Source organism: Acidovorax sp. GW823-FHT05D11, assembly GCF_058795695.1.
This window is the reverse complement of sequence record NZ_CM179502.1, coordinates 4,437,856-4,455,410: the sequence shown is the minus strand read 5'-3', so window position 1 is coordinate 4,455,410 and position 17,555 is coordinate 4,437,856. Positions and strand designations below refer to the sequence as shown.

The 17,555-nt window shown below is 68.2% G+C and carries 17 protein-coding genes and 1 tRNA gene; 12 read left to right on the top strand and 6 right to left on the bottom strand.

Translation table 11 applies throughout. The annotated features are described in order from the left end of the window. Positions 1-73: 73 nt before the first annotated feature. The 6 genes from AC3RCE_RS20500 to AC3RCE_RS20475 all read left to right on the top strand — a co-directional run bounded on the left by AC3RCE_RS20500 (position 74) and on the right by AC3RCE_RS20475 (position 8,030). Positions 74-1,366 carry a TRAP transporter large permease gene (locus AC3RCE_RS20500; protein WP_218296005.1) on the top strand — a complete coding sequence of 431 codons (1,293 nt, stop codon included), beginning with the start codon at positions 74-76 and terminating at the stop codon, positions 1,364-1,366. Positions 1,367-1,411: 45 nt separating this feature from the next. Further along, complete coding sequence (gene garD / locus AC3RCE_RS20495; protein WP_492255416.1) at positions 1,412-2,986, top strand: galactarate dehydratase; 1,575 nt, start codon at positions 1,412-1,414, stop codon at positions 2,984-2,986. Positions 2,987-3,244: 258 nt separating this feature from the next. Beyond that, the gene (locus AC3RCE_RS20490; protein ID WP_492253820.1) at positions 3,245-4,174 is read left to right on the top strand and encodes a DMT family transporter; all 930 of its coding nucleotides are present in this window, start codon (positions 3,245-3,247) and stop codon (positions 4,172-4,174) included. 21 nt (positions 4,175-4,195) lie between these two features. Then, positions 4,196-5,308, top strand: coding sequence for an aldose epimerase family protein (locus AC3RCE_RS20485; RefSeq protein WP_492253819.1), 1,113 nt, complete (start codon positions 4,196-4,198; stop codon positions 5,306-5,308). Between the two features lie 76 nt (positions 5,309-5,384). Beyond that, positions 5,385-6,374 carry a catalase family protein gene (locus AC3RCE_RS20480; RefSeq protein WP_492253818.1) on the top strand — a complete coding sequence of 330 codons (990 nt, stop codon included), beginning with the start codon at positions 5,385-5,387 and terminating at the stop codon, positions 6,372-6,374. 132 nt (positions 6,375-6,506) lie between these two features. Further along, a complete protein-coding gene (locus AC3RCE_RS20475; RefSeq protein WP_492253817.1) occupies positions 6,507-8,030 on the top strand; it encodes a DegQ family serine endoprotease in 1,524 nt (507 codons plus the stop codon). Between the two features lie 51 nt (positions 8,031-8,081). Here AC3RCE_RS20475 and AC3RCE_RS20470 read toward each other — a convergent pair whose 3' ends face one another. Beyond that, entirely contained in the window at positions 8,082-9,110 is a 1,029-nt protein-coding gene (locus AC3RCE_RS20470) for an ABC transporter substrate-binding protein (protein ID WP_218295999.1), read from the bottom strand. 187 nt (positions 9,111-9,297) lie between these two features. On the opposite strand from AC3RCE_RS20470, the gene AC3RCE_RS20465 reads away from it, so the two are divergent. From AC3RCE_RS20465 to AC3RCE_RS20455, 3 genes are all read left to right on the top strand, one after another. Continuing rightward, entirely contained in the window at positions 9,298-9,957 is a 660-nt protein-coding gene (locus AC3RCE_RS20465; protein WP_218295998.1) for a response regulator transcription factor, read from the top strand. Continuing rightward, the gene (locus AC3RCE_RS20460; protein WP_492253816.1) at positions 9,954-11,339 is read left to right on the top strand and encodes an ATP-binding protein; all 1,386 of its coding nucleotides are present in this window, start codon (positions 9,954-9,956) and stop codon (positions 11,337-11,339) included. The genes AC3RCE_RS20465 and AC3RCE_RS20460 overlap by 4 nt, the downstream gene beginning before the upstream one ends. Positions 11,340-11,536: 197 nt before the next feature. Continuing rightward, on the top strand, positions 11,537-12,529 hold the full coding sequence (locus tag AC3RCE_RS20455) for a 2-dehydropantoate 2-reductase (RefSeq protein ID WP_492253815.1): 993 nt from the start codon (positions 11,537-11,539) through the stop codon (positions 12,527-12,529). 4 nt (positions 12,530-12,533) lie between these two features. Here the strand turns inward: AC3RCE_RS20455 and AC3RCE_RS20450 are convergent, their stop codons facing one another. Then, a complete protein-coding gene (locus tag AC3RCE_RS20450) occupies positions 12,534-13,019 on the bottom strand; it encodes an Lrp/AsnC family transcriptional regulator (RefSeq protein WP_218339647.1) in 486 nt (161 codons plus the stop codon). An 88-nt stretch (positions 13,020-13,107) separates the two neighbouring features. Here AC3RCE_RS20450 and AC3RCE_RS20445 point away from each other — a divergent pair, with 88 nt between their 5' ends. Together AC3RCE_RS20445 and AC3RCE_RS20440 are read left to right on the top strand one after the other, a co-directional pair. After that, the gene (locus AC3RCE_RS20445; protein ID WP_218295994.1) at positions 13,108-13,998 is read left to right on the top strand and encodes an EamA family transporter; all 891 of its coding nucleotides are present in this window, start codon (positions 13,108-13,110) and stop codon (positions 13,996-13,998) included. A 331-nt stretch (positions 13,999-14,329) separates the two neighbouring features. Then, entirely contained in the window at positions 14,330-14,545 is a 216-nt protein-coding gene (locus AC3RCE_RS20440) for a hypothetical protein (protein ID WP_218295993.1), read from the top strand. A gap of 52 nt (positions 14,546-14,597) precedes the next feature. Here the strand turns inward: AC3RCE_RS20440 and AC3RCE_RS20435 are convergent, their stop codons facing one another. Then, on the bottom strand, positions 14,598-15,431 hold the full coding sequence (locus AC3RCE_RS20435; RefSeq protein WP_492253814.1) for a hypothetical protein: 834 nt from the start codon (positions 15,429-15,431) through the stop codon (positions 14,598-14,600). A gap of 290 nt (positions 15,432-15,721) precedes the next feature. On the opposite strand from AC3RCE_RS20435, the gene AC3RCE_RS20430 reads away from it, so the two are divergent. Beyond that, on the top strand, positions 15,722-15,922 hold the full coding sequence (locus tag AC3RCE_RS20430; protein WP_218295992.1) for a hypothetical protein: 201 nt from the start codon (positions 15,722-15,724) through the stop codon (positions 15,920-15,922). Positions 15,923-16,178: 256 nt separating this feature from the next. Here AC3RCE_RS20430 and AC3RCE_RS20425 read toward each other — a convergent pair whose 3' ends face one another. The 3 genes from AC3RCE_RS20425 to AC3RCE_RS20415 all read right to left on the bottom strand — a co-directional run bounded on the left by AC3RCE_RS20425 (position 16,179) and on the right by AC3RCE_RS20415 (position 17,511). Then, positions 16,179-16,631: a GFA family protein gene (locus AC3RCE_RS20425; RefSeq protein ID WP_492244531.1), complete on the bottom strand. Its 453-nt coding sequence runs from the start codon at positions 16,629-16,631 to the stop codon at positions 16,179-16,181. A 120-nt stretch (positions 16,632-16,751) separates the two neighbouring features. After that, entirely contained in the window at positions 16,752-17,087 is a 336-nt protein-coding gene (locus tag AC3RCE_RS20420) for a hypothetical protein (protein ID WP_218339644.1), read from the bottom strand. 349 nt (positions 17,088-17,436) lie between these two features. After that, positions 17,437-17,511: transfer RNA gene (locus AC3RCE_RS20415), tRNA-Arg, on the bottom strand. Positions 17,512-17,555 lie beyond the last annotated feature (44 nt).

The following is a 17,555-nucleotide window of genomic DNA, read 5'->3' as shown; positions in this document are numbered from 1 at the left end:
CGCCCCGGGGACGATCGAAGCAATCCCTGCGTACCGCCCAGCACCCTAACGTTCCTGTAAAGATTCCACCATCATGGCGTTGACCATTCTGTGCGTGACCTTCACGCTCCTGCTGCTGCTGGGCGTGCCCGTGGCGTTTTCCATCGGCCTGTCGTCGCTGGCCACCATCCTGTATGAAGGCCTGCCGCTGGCCGTGGGCTTCCAGCAGATGATTTCGGGCATGAATCCGTTTTCGTTCCTGGCGATCCCGTTCTTCATCTTCGCGGGCGAGATCATGATGTACGGCGGCATCGCCGACCGCATCGTGGACTTTGCCAAGAGCGTGGCCGGCCATGTGCGCGGCGGTCTGGGCATGAGCAATGTGCTCGCCTGCACGCTGTTCGGCGGTGTGTCGGGTTCGCCCGTGGCCGACGTGTCCGCCATGGGCGCCGTGCTCATCCCGCAGATGAAGAAAGAGGGCTACCACGCCGACTATGCGGTGAACGTGACCACGCACGCCTCGCTGGTGGGCGCGCTCATGCCCACGTCGCACAACCTGATCATCTTCACCTTGGCCGCGGGCGGCAAGGTGAGCATCGCGGCGCTGATCCTCGCGGGCATCGTGCCGGCGCTGCTGCTCACGGTGTGCAATCTGCTGGCGGCCTACCTGGTGGCCGTCAAGCGCGGCTACCCTGCGGGCACTTTCCCCGGCTGGGAGATCGTGTGGATCTCCTTCAGAGCGTCAGTCCCCGGGCTGGCGGTGGTGGTCATCATCATCGCGGGCATTCTGTCGGGGGCGTTCACGGCCACCGAATCTGCCTCGGTGGCCGTGGTGTGGGCCCTGGTGCTGTCGGTCTTCGTCTACAAGAAGCTCACGCGCGAACAGTTCCTCAAGGCCGCCTCCAAGGCCGTCAAGACCACGGGCACCGTGCTGCTGCTGATCGGCATCTCATCCATGTTCGGCTACCTGATCGGCCTGTACGGCGTGGCCGAGCTGACGGGCGATGCGCTCAAGTCCATGAGTACCTCGCCCTGGGTGATCTTCCTGTGCGTGAACATCATCCTGTTCGTGCTCGGCACCTTCCTGGACATGGCGGCCACCATCCTCATCTGCACGCCCATCTTCCTGCCCATCTGCCAGCAATTCGGCATGACCACCGAGCAGTTCGGCATCGTCATGCTCATCAACTGCGCGCTGGGCCTGAACACGCCGCCGGTGGGTACCACGCAGTTCATCGGCTGCACCATCGGCGGCATCTCCGTGGGCGAGGTGATGAAGACCATCTGGCCGTTCTACAGCGCACTCATCGTGGCGCTGATGCTGGTGACCTACGTGCCACAGTTTTCGATGTGGTTGCCGGACCTGGTGCTGAAGGCCGGTGGATGAGCACGGCCGTGCAAAACACGAAGCGGACATGAAGTGAACGACCCGATGCGAGAACCCCTCACCATCCGCATGCACGCGGACGACAACGTCGCCATCGTCGCCAACGACGGTGGCCTGCCCGCAGGCACGGTGCTGCCCGAGGGCGTGCCGGGCGCGGGCGTCACCCTGCGCGACAAGGTGCCCCAAGGCCACAAGGTGGCGTTGACGGACATGGCCGAAGGGGATGTGGTGCGCCGCTACAACGTGCCCATCGGCTACGCGCTCAAGCCCATCCCGGCAGGCAGCTGGGTGCACGAGCGCCTGCTGCAGATGCCTTCGGCCCGCGCGCTCGAAGGTCTGCCCATGGCCACCGTGAAGCCGCCCGTGCTCGAACCCCTCACGGGCTACACCTTCGAGGGCTACCGCAACGCAGACGGCTCGGTGGGCACGCGCAACATCCTGGCCATCACCACCACCGTGCAGTGTGTGGCGGGGGTCGTGGCCCTGGCGGTGCGCCGCATCAAGGCAGAGCTGCTGCCGCTGTACCCGCAGGTGGATGACGTGATCGGCCTGGAGCACACCTATGGCTGCGGCGTGGCCATCGATGCGCCCGACGCCATCATCCCCATCCGCACCCTGCGCAACATCAGCCTCAATCCCAACTTTGGGGGTGAGGTCATGGTGGTGAGCCTGGGCTGCGAAAAGCTCCAGCCCGACCGCCTGTTGCCCCCGGGCAGCTTTCCCATCACCGACGAGCGTGATGCGGCGCTGGGCCCGGAGACCGTGTGCCTGCAGGCCGAAGAGCATGTGGGCTTCATGTCCATGCTCGACCACATCGTGCAAAGCGCGCGCCCGCACCTCACACGGCTGAACGCCCGCCGCCGCGAGACCCTGCCCGCCAGCGAGCTGGTGCTGGGCGTGCAGTGTGGTGGCAGCGATGCGTTCTCGGGCGTCACCGCCAACCCGGCCGTGGGCTTTTGCGCCGACCTGCTGGTGCGCGCCGGCGCCACCGTGATGTTCAGTGAAAACACCGAGGTGCGCGATGCGGTGGAGCAGCTCACCAGCCGCGCCGCCACGCCCGAAGTGGCCCAGTCCATCGTGCGCGAACTGGGCTGGTACGACCAGTACCTCGACCGGGGCCGTGTGGACCGCGCCGCCAACACCACGCCGGGCAACAAGGCCGGTGGCTTGTCCAACATCGCCGAAAAGGCCATGGGCTCCATCATCAAGAGCGGCACCGCTCCGATCTCGCACGTGCTGGCCCCCGGCGAGAAGCTGCGCCATGACCAGCGCGGCCTGGTGTACGCCGCCACGCCCGCCAGCGACTTCATCTGCGGCACGCTGCAACTGGCCGCTGGCATGAACCTGCACGTGTTCACCACCGGCCGGGGCACGCCCTACGGCCTGGCCGAATGCCCCGTGGTCAAGGTGGCCACGCGCACCGATCTGGCCCGCCGCTGGAATGACCTGATGGACATCAACGCCGGCAAGATCGCCGACGGCGAGGCCAGCATTGAAGACCTGGGCTGGGAGATGTTCCACCTGCTGCTCGACGTGGCCAGCGGCCGCAAGAAGACCTGGGCCGAGCAGTGGAAGCTGCACAACGCGCTGGTGCTGTTCAACCCCGCGCCGGTGACTTGAAGTGACCCCCCCTGAGTCGCTTCGCGCCTTCCCCCTCGCGCATTGCTGCGCAATGCGGGAGGGGGACGCTCCCAGCGCGGCGGGGCGGCCTTGCACGGGAGCTCTGGCTTGGCCCGCGCCCGTTGCATGCGGCGGGGTGAGGCATAGGTAAATGAATCATTGAAATGTCGTTCTTGCAGCCTGCGTCCCTGAGCGCTTGAACACCCCTCAACAGCCCGTCTTAACGCGGGCTGTTTCACTAGAGAGACACGATTTCACATGGGTCACACCCGATTTTCCGACCGCAAGGTCGTGGTGGCGCTGGCGCTGCTGTGCTGCCTGCTGTGGGGCAGCTCGTACCCTGCCATCAAGACCGGCTACGCCTGGTTTGGCATTGCCAGGAGCGACATTCCCTCGCAGCTGGTATTCGCCGGTTGGCGCTTCCTGGGGGCGGGGCTGATCCTGCTGGCCTGGGCCGTGGCCATGCGCAAGGCCGTCTGGAGCCTGGGCTTGGCAGCAGGGCGACAGCTGGTGGTGCTGGGCCTGGCGCAGACCACGCTGCAGTACGTGTTCTTCTACGTGGGGCTGGCGCACACCACCGGGGTCAAGGGTTCGATCATGAATGCCACGGGCACGTTCTTCAGCGTGCTGCTGGCGCACTGGGTCTATCACAACGACCGACTGAGCCACGCCAAGCTCTGGGGTTGCGTAGTGGGCTTTGTGGGCGTCATGGTGGTCAACCTGGGGCGCGGCTCGCTGGACCTGGACTTCACGCTGCTGGGCGAAGGCTTCGTGGTGATCGCGGCCTTGGTGCTGGCTGCTGCCAGCATCTACGGCAAGCAGGTCTCGCAGCGCATGGACTCTGTGGTGATGACAGGCTGGCAACTGGGACTGGGTGGCGCCGCGCTGCTGGCCCTCGGCTGGGGCCTGGGGGGCTCGCTCTCGGGCTTCACCTGGGGCTCGGCCGCGCTGCTGGTGTACCTGGCGCTGTTGTCGTCGGCCGCGTTCTCGCTGTGGAGCATCCTGCTCAAACACAACCGCGTGAGTCAGGTCACGGTGTTCAACTTCACGGTGCCGGTGTTCGGCGCGGCGCTGTCGGCGCTGTTCCTGGGCGAGGCGCTGTGGGAGTGGAAGAACCTGCTGGCCCTGGCGCTGGTGTGCGCGGGCATCTGGCTGGTGACGCGCGATGCGCCACCCGCCGCCAAATAGATGCCCCCTAAACTTGCAGCCATGGCGTACTCCCTTTCCCGCGAAGCGTTTCAACAAGAGCTCCACGGCCAGCGCACCGACCTGTTCACCCTGCGTGGCGGGGGCGGGCTGCAGGTGGCCGTGAGCAACTACGGCGCCCGCCTGGTGCAGGTGGCGGTGCCCGACGGGCAGGGCGGCCTGGCCGATGTGGCGCTGGGCTACGACAGCCTGCAGGGCTACCTGGACGGCCAGCTCTCCATGGGCGCATTGATCGGGCGCTGGGCCGGGCGTTTGCGCGCAGGCAAGCTGACCCTGCCGGATGGTTCGCTTTTGCAATTGCCCACCAACAGCGGTCCCCACCACCACCATGGCGGTCCCCGGGGCAGCCGCTTCCAGGTGTTTGCGGTGGAGGAGGTGCGGGCCGATGCGCTCACCCTGGGCCACACCTTTCGCACCGAAGACGACGGTGTGCCGGGCACGGTGCGCCTGCAGCTTCGCTTGCAGGTCACGGCCGACAACGCGCTGCACATGGCCTGGACGGCCGAGGCGCTGTACGCACCCACCGTGCTGAACCTCACCGGGCATGCGTTCTTCAACCTGGCGGGCCGTGGCAGCACCCACGGCCACACCCTGCAGGTGCCCGCCAGCCGCTATGTGCCGCTGGCCGCCGACGTGTGCCCCACCGGTGCGCTGGCTGCGGTGCAGGGCACGCCATTCGACTTTCGCGAGGCCCGCCATGTGGGCGATGCTGTGGCGGCGCCCAGCGAACAACTGGCCCAGGCCGGCGGGCTGGACCACTACCTGGTGCTGGACGAGCCGGATGCATCCCGTGCGCCGCCCGTGTCATCCATCACCCCGTCAGCCCTTCGGCTGGCCGCGCTGCTGAGCGAGCCCGCCAGCCGCCGCGCGCTGGAGGTCTGGAGCACAGCGCCCGGCGTGCAGGTCTATGCGGGCCATGGCCTGAAGGCGGACCCGGCGCGGGACCGGGGCCGTGGCGCGCAGCAGGGCGACTGGCTCTGGCAGCCGGGTGACGGTATCTGCCTGGAACCCATGGAGTACCCCGATGCGCCCAACCACGCCGCCTTTCCCATGCGCTGGTTGGCGCCCGGGGAGGTGGTGCGGGGCGCGATCGTGTACCGGTTTCGCGGCCTCTGAGCGCGGTGGCCGGCGAGGGCCCCGATTTTCGGCAGGTCGCGCTACCATGCCACCTGGCTTTCAACCGAGGTCGCTCATGGATACAACCGTTGCACCCAGCACTGACTGGAAGGAAGTGGTGGCGCCCGACGAAGCCCGGCGCTTTGCCGGGTATGCCCGCCAGTTCGCCGAACTACAGGCGCGCAAGTCGCACAAGTACGGCAATGGCCGTGGCCTGCACCGCAAGCAGCTCACCGCCGCGCGGGGCCAGCTGCAGGTGCTGTGCGATCTGCCTGCGTTTGCGTCCCAGGGGCTGTTTGCCCAGCCCGCACAGTACGACGTGCGGGTGCGGCTGAGCAATGGCGGCATGGACAAGGCCTCCGACCGCAAGCCCGACATCCGGGGCTTTTCGTTCAGCGTGCTGGGGGTGAAGGGCGATTCCGCCCTGGGCAACGGGCCCGCCAAAAGCCAGGACTTCACGCTCATCAACCAGGAGAAGTTCGCCTTTCCCCAAAGCGGCGAGTTCGTGGACTTTGTGGTGGCTGCCTCGCATGGCGGCGGCGCGCTGATCAAGTTCCTGGTGCAGCGCCACGGGCTGCTGGGGGCCGCCAGGCAGATCGCCAAGACGGTCAAGACCTTCGGCCGGCCCTTCGGGGGCTTTGCCGCCCATGCCGTGCACAGTGCCGCGCCCATCGCGTGTGGGCCCTATGCGGTGCGTGTGCGCCTGCTGCCCCATGCCTCCAACGGCGCGCCGGTCACCCAGGTGCAGGACGATTGGAACGCCGAGTTTTCGGCCCGCCTGCGCCAGCAGGACCTGGTGTGGGACCTGCAACTGCAGCCCTTCGTGGACGAGGCCACCACCCCCATCGAAGATGCCAGCGTGGACTGGCCCACACCCTACACCACCGTGGCCCGGCTGACCCTGCCCCGGCAGGATCCTGCGGCCGACCCCGCGCTGGCCGCCGAGGTGGAGGCCGCCGTGTTCGACCCCTGGCAGGCACTGGCGGCGCACCGGCCGCTGGGCGACGTGATGCGCGCCCGCAAGGTGGTGTACTTCGAGAGCCAGAAGGGGCGCGGGGCGGTGTAGTCCGGAGCCTTTTGCTGCGATGGCTGCCACCGACCGGGTCAGCCTGCTGATCCTCGGGGCGCCTAAGTTTCGTCTAAGTGTGCGTGCCCACACTGCCCTCCATCGCAACTCCGATGGGAAAGGCACCACACCATGAACACCACGACGCTGACCTCCACCCCCCGCCGCCTCATCCTGGCCCTGGTGGCCGCAGGCGCGGTGGGTGCCACCGGCGCGGGCCTCATCACGGGGCACCAGGCCCGGGCCCTGACCCCCTCCGCGCCCATCGTGGCCCAGACCCCGGCGGCCCCGGGCGGCGCGCTGCCCAGCTTCGCGCAGATCACCGCGCAGAACGGCCCTGCCGTCGTCAACATCAGCGTGACGGGCAGCACCAAGACGGCGATGGCCAATGACGACGAGGACGATGACGAAGGGCAGCCCACAGCGCGCCAGCGCCGGGGCCCGCAGATCGACCCGAACGATCCGTTCTACGAATTCTTTCGCCAGTTCGGTTTCCCCGGCGCGGGCCCGCAAGGCCAGCCCAACGTACCCACCCATGGCCAGGGCTCGGGCTTCATCGTCAGCCCTGATGGCCTGGTGCTGACCAATGCCCACGTGGTCAAGGGCGCGAGCGAGGTCATCGTCAAGCTCACCGACCGGCGCGAATTCCGGGCCAAGGTGCTGGGCTCCGATCCCAAGACCGACGTGGCCGTGCTCAGGATCGACGCCAAGAACCTGCCCACCGTGCGCCTGGGCAGCACGCGCGACCTGCAGGTGGGCGAATGGGTGCTGGCCATCGGCTCGCCCTTCGGCTTCGAGAACAGCGTGACGGCGGGCGTGGTCAGCGCCAAGGGCCGCTCGCTGCCCGACGACAGCCTGGTGCCCTTCATCCAGACCGATGTGGCCGTGAACCCCGGCAACTCGGGCGGGCCGCTGTTCAATGCGCGCGGCGAGGTGGTGGGCATCAACTCGCAGATCTACAGCCGCTCGGGCGGCTACCAGGGCGTGTCCTTCTCCATCCCCATCGAGCTGGCGGCCAAGATCAAGGACCAGATCGTCGCCACCGGCAAGGTGCGCCACGCGCAGCTCGGTGTGGCCGTGCAGGAGGTGAACCAGGCGTTTGCCGAATCGTTCGCGCTCGACAAGCCCGAGGGCGCCCTGGTCGCCAGCGTCAGCAAGGGCAGCCCGGCCGACAAGGCGGGCCTGCAGGCCGGCGACGTGATCCGCCAGGTGGACGGCCAGCCCATCGTGGCCTCGGGCGACCTGCCCGCCTGGGTGGGGCAGGCGCAGCCGGGCCAGCAGGCCAGGCTCTCGGTGTGGCGCCAGGGCAAGCCGCTGGAGCTGACCGCCACGCTGGGTGATTCCAGCGACAAGGCCAGCAAGCAGGGGCGCAACGACGATGCCGTGGGCAAGGGCCAGCTGGGGCTGTCGCTGCGCCCGCTGGACCCCGAGGAGCGCCGCGAGGCGGGCGTGGGCGAGGGCCTGGTGATCGAGCAGGCGCGGGGCCCCGCCGCGGCGGCCGGTGTGCAGCCCGGCGACGTGCTGCTGGCCATCAACGGCGCGCCGGCCCGGAACATCGAGCAGGTGCGCACGGCCATGGCCAAGGCGGGCAAGTCGGTGGCGCTGCTCATCGAGCGCAACGGCGACAAGATCTTCGTGCCGGTGCGCCTGGGGTAAGCCGTGGGGGAGGCCCGCCGTCGGAAAAGATCCTGCGGCGGGCTGCGCGCATCAGCGCGGCAGCGCCTCCACTTCCTTGGTCCAGCGGTCGATCAGGCGCCTGCGCTCTGCGGCCTTGCCGTATTTCTCGAAGTCGTATTTGATGAGCTTGACGTTGTCCAGCGTCGGGATGCGCGGGTCCATCTTGAAGCTCTTGTTGGCGGGCACCTGGTAGCTGCCGACCTGGGCGCCCACGGCCTGGCCTTCGGGGCTCATCAGCCAGTCGTAGTATTTCTTGGCGTTCTCCATGTTGCGCGCGCCTTTCACCAGCGCGATGCCGCCCACCTCGTAGCTGGTGCCTTCGCAAGGCGCCTGGGTCTTGACCGGGTACTTGTCGGCCTTCCACTTCTCGAAGTTGAACATGAAGGTAATGCCCACGCCCACCTCGCCCTTGGCCACGTTGGGTGCCTGCGCCTGGCCGCTGCGGGTGTAGGTGGTGGTGTTCTTGTGCAGCGCCTTGAGGTAGTCGAAGGCCTTCTCCTCGCCCATGAGCTGCACCAGCCCCGCGATCACCGTGTAGGCCGTGCCGCTGGAGGCAGGGTGCGAGATTTCCACTTCGCCCTTGTACTGGGGCTTGATCACATCGGCCCAGCACTGCGGCTCGGGCAGCTTTTTCTTCTTGAGCGTCTCGGTGTTGTAGCCAAAGCCGATGGCCGAGCTGTAGAAGCCCCCCACCTGGTGGCCCGACATCGCGTACTGGCGCACGCTCCAGCCGTGCAGGTCATGCAGGTAGGCCGGGCGGTATTCGGCCAGCAGGCCCTGCTCGGCCGCTTGCAGGAAAGGGTCGCCCGTGCCGCCCCACCAGATGTCGGTCTTGGGGTTGTTGGCCTCGGCGCGCAATTGGGCCGCGATCTCGCCCGTGCCTTTGTGGGCCTGGTTGACCTTGATGCCGGTCTTCCTGGTGAACTCCTTGGCGGCGGCTTCGCACCAGGGGGCGTCGGTGCTGCACAGCGCGTTGACCGCGCCCTGTGCCTGGGCGCCTGCCGACAGCGCGGCCAGCACGGCCGCGGCGGAAATGAACCGAATCTTGTGGAATGCCATCGATCTTGCTCCTTGTTCTCTGTTGGTATGGATCGAACTGAGGGTCGGGCAGTGGGCCCGACGCACGATGATTGTGACAGTGATGTGACAGAAAAACGGCGAACGGGATGCTCCGCATTGCGGTGGGCCGTGGCGCCACCGCTATCCTTTGAGGGGCGATTCCCCTCGATCCATTGAACCCATTGCCATGCGCCTCCTGCTTGTTGAAGACGACCCCATGATCGGCGAAGCCGTGCAGGACCTGCTGCGCGCCGAGCACTACGCCGTGGACTGGGCGCGCGACGGCGATGCGGCCGACACCGCCTTGCGCACCCAGCCCTACGACCTTGTGCTGCTGGACCTGGGCCTGCCCAAGCGCGATGGCCTGGCCGTGCTGCGCGACCTGCGGGCCCGCAAGAACCGCACCCCCGTGCTGGTGGCCACCGCGCGCGACGCCGTGGCGCAGCGCATCGAAGGGCTCGACGCCGGGGCCGACGACTACGTGCTCAAGCCCTATGACCTGGACGAGCTGCTCGCCCGCATCCGCGCGCTGCTGCGCCGCGCCGCCGGGCGGGCCGAGCCGGTGTACGAGCACAAGGGCGTGTGCATCAACCCCGCCACGCGCGAGGCCACGGTGCAGGGTGTTCCCGTCGTGCTCTCGGCGCGCGAATGGGCGGTGCTGGAGCCGCTCATCGCCCGGCCCGGCATGGTGCTGTCGCGCCAGCAGCTCGAAGACAAGCTCTACGGCTGGGGCGACGAGGTGAGCAGCAACGCGGTGGAGGTCTACATCCACGGCCTGCGCAAGAAGCTCGGCGCGGAGGTGCTGCTCAACGTGCGCGGCGTCGGCTATCTCGTACCCAAGGCATGACCCGCAAGCTCACCCAGGCCCTCCAGGGGCTGCTTCCCCGATCCCTGCGCATGCGGCTGCTGGTGTTTCTGCTCGCGGCCATCGTGCTGGCCGGGGCGGTGCAGGGCGCGCTGGCCTACCGGGGCGCGCTCGCCGAGGCCGATGCGCTGTTCGACTACCACATGCAGCAGACCGCGCTGGCCCTGCGTTCGGGCCTGCCGGTGGATGCGCAGGGCCTGGGGCCGGGCCTGGACCCCGAGGACGAGAACCACGAATTCATCGTGCAGGTGTGGACCAACGAGGGCCTGCGCATCTTTGAATCGGCCGTGGGCGCGGCCCTGCCGCAGATCGCCGTGCTGGGCTTCACCGACGTGCAGGCGCGCGGCGGCACCTACCGGGTGTTTTCGATGCAGACGCGCTCGCAGGTCATCCAGGTGGCGCAGAACATGGCCGCGCGGCGCGACATGGCCCGCAGCCTGGCGCTGCGCACGCTGGCGCCGCTGGCCATCATGGCGCCGCTGCTGGTGCTGGCCGTGTGGTGGGGCGTGAGCCGCTCGCTGGCCCCGGTGGAGCGCGTGCGCCGGCAACTGGCCCAGCGGCAGGCCGACGACCTCTCGCCGGTGAACGACGCGCAGCTGCCCGACGAAGTGCAGCCGCTGGTGAGCGAACTCAACCTGCTGTTCGAACGCGTGCAGCGCGCCTTCACCGCCCAGCAGCACTTTGTGGCCGATGCGGCGCACGAGCTGCGCTCGCCCCTGGCCGCGCTGCGCCTGCAGCTGCAGGGCCTGCAGCGCGCGGGCGACGATGTGGCGCGCGCCGCCGCCATCGAACGCCTGTCCGCCGGCATCGACCGTGCCACGCGCCTGGTGGAGCAACTGCTCACCCTCGCCCGGCAAGAGGCCGGAACGGCCGCCACCGACCCCGTGGACCTGCGCGCCGTGGCCCAGCTGGCCCTGGCCGACGTGGCCCCCGCCGCCCAGGTGCGCGGCATGGATGTGGGCCTGCTCGATTCCGACGCCGCCACCGTGCCCGGCAACGCCGAGGCCCTGCGCATGCTGGCGCGCAACCTGCTCGACAACGCCATCAAGTACACCCCGCCCGGCGGCCGGGTGGACCTGCAGGTGCGCGCCGACAACGGCCATGCCGTGCTCACGGTGGAAGACAGCGGCCCGGGCATCGCCCCCGAACACCGCGAGCGCGTGATGCAGCGTTTTGTGCGCGAAACCGCCGATGGCGCTCCCGGCAGCGGCCTGGGCCTGGCCATCGTGCAGGCCATCGCGCAAGGCCATGGCGCCACCGTGCAACTGGGGGCCTCGCCGCGCCTGGGCGGCTTGCTGGTGACCGTGCGGTTTGGTGCAGGTCTGCTGGCGGCAAACCCCCTGGGCGCAGGCGCCATGGGTTGATGGTTCTTTAAATTTAATAGCTGTTGGCGCTTGATGGATAAGCGCTGGAGGCCAAAAACACTCAAAATCTGAAGGCTGGAGGTGTCCGCAGACACCGTCGCCTCTGCGCCAGGCCCCGTGGGCGCGCCGCCGCACAATGCGCAGGCGCCGCACCCACTGTGGCGCCCCTGTCTCCCATTGCCCAAGGAAGCACCCGCATGCACTTCATCGTTCTCGGCGCAGGCGCCATTGGCTGTTATGTGGGGGGGCGCCTGGCAGCGCACGGCCAGCCGGTCTGCCTGGTGGGGCGCCCGCATGCGCTGGAGCCCATCGCCCAGCAGGGCTTGAAGGTGACGGACCTGGACGGGTTCGACCGCACCGTGCCCGTGTCTGCGCTGCGGCTGGCCCCCACGCTGGCCGACGCCGCCCCCGGCGCCGACAGCATCATCCTGCTGTGCGTCAAGAGCGGCGCCACCGAGTCCGCCGCGCGCGAACTGGCGGCGGCCTGCGCGCCCGGCACCCCCGTCATCTCGCTGCAGAACGGCGTGGACAACGTGGCCCGCGTGGCGGCGCTGGCCCCCGGCCTGAACGTGCTGGCGGGCATGGTGCCGTACAACGTGGTGCTGCGTGGCGCCCAGGTGCACCGCGCCACCGCGGGGCATCTGCAGCTGCAGCGCGACGCCGCCACCGAGCGCACCGCGCCGGTGTTCGATGCGGCGGGCCTGGCCACCGTGCTGCCCGCCGACATCCGCGCGGTGCAGTGGGGCAAGCTGCTGCTCAACCTGAACAACCCGGTCAATGCGCTGTCGGACCTGCCCTTGCGGCAGGAACTGCTCGACCGCGACTGCCGCCGCGTCTTCGCCGCCCTGCAGACCGAGGCGCTGCGCGTGATGGCGCGCGCGGGCATCACCCCCGCCCAGGTCACCGCCGTGTCGCCCACGCTGCTGCCCCATGTGCTGCGCCTGCCCAACTGGCTGTTCACCCGGCTGGCCAAACGCATGCTGCAGATCGACGCCAAGGCGCGCTCGTCGATGTGGGACGACCTGGAAGCCGGGCGCGTGACCGAGATCGATGCGCTCAGCGGCGCGGTGGTGCGGCTGGCGGCGCAGCATGGGGCACAGGCACCGCTCAACGCGCGCATGTGCGAACTGCTCGGCGGCCCGCGCCAGCGGCTGAGCGGCAAGCAGATGCGGCGGGCGCTGGGGCTGTGACCAGTCAGGCCAGCGCCTTGTCCAGCGGCACCCGCAGCCCCGACTTGAGGCTGCCCAGCGCCACCGAGGTGCGAAAGCGCCGCACATTGTCATCCCCCTCGAACAGCCGCTGCGTCAGGGCCTCGTAGTCCGCCATCGACGCCACGGTGACCACCAGCAGGTAGTCGGCCTCCCCCGTCACGCTGTAGCACTGCTGCACCGCGCCCTCGGCCGCGATGCGCGCGCGCAGCGGGGCAGTGCGGTCGGGGCGCTCGTTCTCCAGGTGCACCTCCAGCACGATGGTCAGCGGCATGCCCACTTTCACCGGGTCGAGCACGGCCACGTTGGCGCGGATGACGCCGCTGTCGTGCAGCCGCCGGATGCGCCGCTGCACGGCGGGCGCCGACAGGTTCACCGCCTGCGCAATCACCCGCTGGGGCGTGGTGTTGTCGGTCTGCAGGATGTCCAGGATCGCGAGGTCGAAGCGGTCGAGCGGGGGCGGGGTGGGCATGGAATCCTCTCAAGCAGCGAGCGAAAGTTGCGTGCATGGCCCGAAATAAGAGAAAAAAGCACGCACGGGTCGAACTATATTTTTACCCATGACCGCGTCGCGCTTTCAACGATTCTTTCCCTTCCTGGCTGTTCTGGGCTCCGTCACCGCCCTGGGCATTGGCACGTCCTGGGCCAAGCAGCTGCTGTTTCCCGCCGTGGGCGCGCAGGGCACGACCGCCTTGCGCGTGGGTTTTTCCGCCGTGCTGGTGCTGCTGCTGTGGCGGCCGTGGCGCTGGCGGCTGTCGCGCGCGGATGCCGCAGCCCTTGCCTGCTATGGCGCGGCGCTCGGGGGGATGAACCTGATGTTCTACATGTCGCTGCGCACGCTGCCGTTTGGCCTGGCCGTGGCCATCGAATTCTCGGGGCCCCTGGCGGTGGCCATCTGGTCGTCGCGCCGCGCGGTGGATTTCGTGTGGGTGGCCCTGGCGATGGCCGGGCTGGGCATGCTGCTGCCGCTGGGGCTCAACGGCAGCACCCTGGACCCGGTGGGGGTGCTGTATGCCCTGGGCGCGGCCGTGTTCTGGGCGCTGTACATCGTGTTCGGCAAGCGCGCCGGGCACCTGCACGCGGGGCATTCGGTATCGCTGGGCCTCCTGGTGGCGGCGCTGGTGGTGGTGCCGGTGGGCGTGGCGCATGCGGGCGCTGCGCTGCTGTCGCCGGCCTTGCTGCTCATCGGGGTGGCGGTGGCGGCGGTCTCCAGCGCCATTCCGATCTCGCTGGAGATGATGGCGCTCAAGCGCCTGCCCAAGGAGGCTTTCGGCATCATGATCAGCATGGAGCCCGCCGTGGCCGCCGTGCTGGCCGTGGGCCTGCTGGACGAGCACCTGAGCCTGCTGCAATGGCTGGCCATCGGCTGCATCGTGGCGGCGTCGATGGGAAGCGCGTTCACGGCGGGGCGGTCCGCCGCACCGGGGCACGCCGCGCCGCATCCGGCCTGACACGGCGGGCGATGCCCGCCGCGACGGTTCCGTCGCGGACAGGCTCCAGTCTGGCGGGCGCGGCCCTCTCTCCGATCCCTTGCCCACCCGATGGCGGCCCGGCGCGGGGCGATGCCTGGGTTGTGCTACCGCGATTCCCACACCCGAACCTCGCGGTGGCCTACGTCATCGCGCCGCCGCCTTTTCTACCGTGGAAGCCATGGAGGGATGGCACGCTGGCATCCCCGATGCCCGCCCGGGCGCGGCCCCGCGCCGGGGGGCAAGAGCGGTGGCCGTCCGCTGGACGCTGCACCGATCGATATACCCACCACAGCCCCTACAGGAGTCGCCCATGCGTATTCCCCCGCTGCCCCAATCCGAAGTCGACGAGGCTGAACGCAAGGTCAGCGCCATCCTGGAAGACCTCGAAGAAACCACCGATTCCGATGTCAAGGACATCGACCTGGAAGACGTCGTGGAAACCGATACCGCCAGCGGCAAACCCGCCGTGCACCAGACCGTGGACATCACCGTCCAGCCGCGTGCCCGGCGCAAGTGGCTCAAATGACGACTACGCCCCAGGAGATGGGTGGCCTGCGGTGGGCCTGCCTGCCCGCCGGTCACCCGGTGGCCGAACCCCGGCCTTCGCGCCACTGCAGCACACGCGCCACCAGTTCGGCATAGTCGGGCTCGGCGTGCGCCAGCAAGGGCAAGCCCGTCTCTCGCACCGCGTGCCCGACTGCCGGGGCCCACTGCGGGGTTCCAGGTTCTGCCTGGCTGCGGGCCATCTTTGCCAGCACCAGTTCCTGGCCCCAGAAGTACACCTGCTGCGCGTGCACGTTCGATTGCATGCGCTGCACATCCGCCAGGGCCTGGGGTTCGGCCAGCCCGAGCCAGATGTCGGCATACAGAAAATCGACGGGCGCGCCCTGGGGTTGCCATTGCAGCGCATCGGACTGAACCAGTGCCACCTTGCGCGCGGCGGCATCGGGCAGCCCCTCCAGCACACGGCACAGGCCAAACAGCTGCAGCACGTCCTGGTCCCGCTCGACCACCGTCACGCGGTCCACCGCCGGCTGCAGCGCCATGTTGGCCGCAACCCAGCCCATGCCCAGCCCCATCACGACGACGTGGCCGCGGACATGGCGCAAGGGCAGCTCCTGGCTTTCGATTTCCATGGGCGAGAGCGACATCCAGGTGTCCCACCCGCCCTCGCCGTTCTCGCGCATCAGCACGGCTGAACCCGAGGCGACACACGGGCCGCTGTGGTAGCCGCAGTCCAGCCCGACGCCGCCACGCCTGATCCGCCAGGGGCCCACGGCACCATCAGGGTAGTGCGGCGTGTGCCAGGGCGATGTGAAGACGGGCAACCCGAGCGCTTGCGCCAGCACGCTGGCGGAAGGCTCTGAAAAGGAAGCGGCGGGCAGAGGAGGGGATGGTGGCGGTGTGGACACGCGGCTATCTTAGAGGACGCCTTCGTGGCCGGAAGCAGGGCGCGGTGGTCCAAGATCGGCCCCCGCCCGGACGTCTTTCACGCCTGGGGCCGTGCCTTGGTTGCGAGTGTCCGGGTTCAAATGCGCGCGATGGGCCGGGTCGAGCACGGCATCCGGCCTGGCGCGTGGTGCTTTCAGCTACGGCTCTCCCATCGGAGTGCATCCTCTGGCGGGCTTGGTTTGTGGCCCGCCTCCTACGGCAGCACGCCACGGTACGGCGCCCAATGGGCTTTCTGCCCAAGGAGCGCACCATGGCCACCGACCCCAACGAACACCCCGCCCACCGAGTCCCCGAGGAATTTCCTCTGCCCCCGGGCGATCTGCCGCCCAGCACCGAACCGCCGACCCTGCCACCACCACCGCAGCTGCCCGATGGCTCCGGTCCAGATCCTTACCAGGGCGAAGTTGAGAACGAGGACGATGACCCGGTCGGCAAGCCGCCGAGGATGTGAGCCGATAGCCGCCGTTGGCGCTCCGCCTGAGCGAGGGGGCCGGCTCCACCAAGCCTGCGCAGCCCTGACGGCGCTTGTATCTCGGCAACCAGGGCACATGCCTCTCCTCGGGCGACTGTGACGCTGGGTGTGGGTGACGCCATGCGTACGGTGAGGCCTAAAGCAATCTTGCACCGTAGACCGCGGCAGGGCGCGGCCCCGCTCTCGAAGAATGGCGGGCTGTCAGCTGCCAGGCGGCTGATGCAGGGGCAGGCCTTCAGCTGTGGTGATCGGAGTTGGCGCGGTAAGTGATCCAGCCCGCGGTAGTCGGCACGCCGCCCGGACGATCTTTTGGATGGCTGCGACCTTCCAGCACAGGCACCTCGTCAAAGTCGAACGGGCTGAGCCCATCGATGCAGGCGACGTTCACACCATACTGCGTGGGCACGGAACGCCGGGAGTGGAAGGTGTATATCCCGCACACGGAGCAGAAATAGTGCTTGGCCTGTCCGGTGTTGAATTGATAGAGCGTCAGTTTGTCCTCACCCGCATGCACATGAACGTCATCCAGGTTGACAGAGACTGCTACCGCGCCCCGCATGCCGCAGTACGAGCAGTTGCACCGGCGCGCACTGCGCAATCCATCGGTCAACAGCAAAGTGAACTTCACGGCGCCGCAATGGCAACTGGCGTGAAGCTCTTTGCGGCCGTCGAAATCAGCTGGGGTCAAAATCGCCTCCACTAACGAATCAGCACATGAACAGATGAGCCATCCGGATCGACTGGCGCAACGCCAGGTCCGCTCCTGGCCGGATTCTGCCCGATGACGAACGGTGCGGCGCCCGCGTGCCTAGGTTCGAGCTGGCGGCATCTGGTCGAAAGCAGAGAGCGGCATTTCCGTCCCGTCATGAGCGACCACCACGCCTGCCGTGGAATCGGAAATCTCAATCGGACGGCTCCAGAACTCGGTCTTGGGAGGTGGCTCCTTCCGATTCTGGTCCGCAACGGCGCCATAGCATCGGGTGATGTACAAGTCCTCTGCCTGCTGGGCTGTCAGGATGATCTTCTGGGGGTACTTGTTTTCGTGGTCACGCCAGTGGGTGCGGAACGCGTTCGAGAGGCGGCGGAATACATCCAGCATGCCTGGGCGATAAGGGGGGAGGTCAACAATGTTCTGGGCTGCCATGGGTTCGATTTTGCCCATGAAACCCGGAAGAAAAAAAAGCCCGCACTCAGCGGGCTTTAACTTGCTCAAGGCAAGGAGGGGAGGGTTGTCGCAGAGCAGGGCGACGGAGCAATCGTACGGGGGCTGACGGCCTGCTTTTGTCAGACAACGCCGCATGAATCCATGGCGGGCTGGGGGAAGGAGCGCCGTCTCAATGCCCGTAGGCGCGGGGCCAGCCAAGCGGCGAGGGCAGGCGCAAGCGGGCTGCAGCGGTGGGAGGTTACGGGGCGATCCCCCTGCCGTACCGTGCTCCCACAATGTCCCCGGGAACGGATCGTTGGGTGTAAGTCGTTGATTCGTAAAGGGCTCGTGGTCCCCTCGACAGGAATCGAACCTGTATCTAGCGCTTAGGAGGCACTCGTTCTATCCATTGAACTACGAGGAGGCAGCCGCGCATTGTAGTGGGGCCGCGCGTGCCTTCCCGGAGGT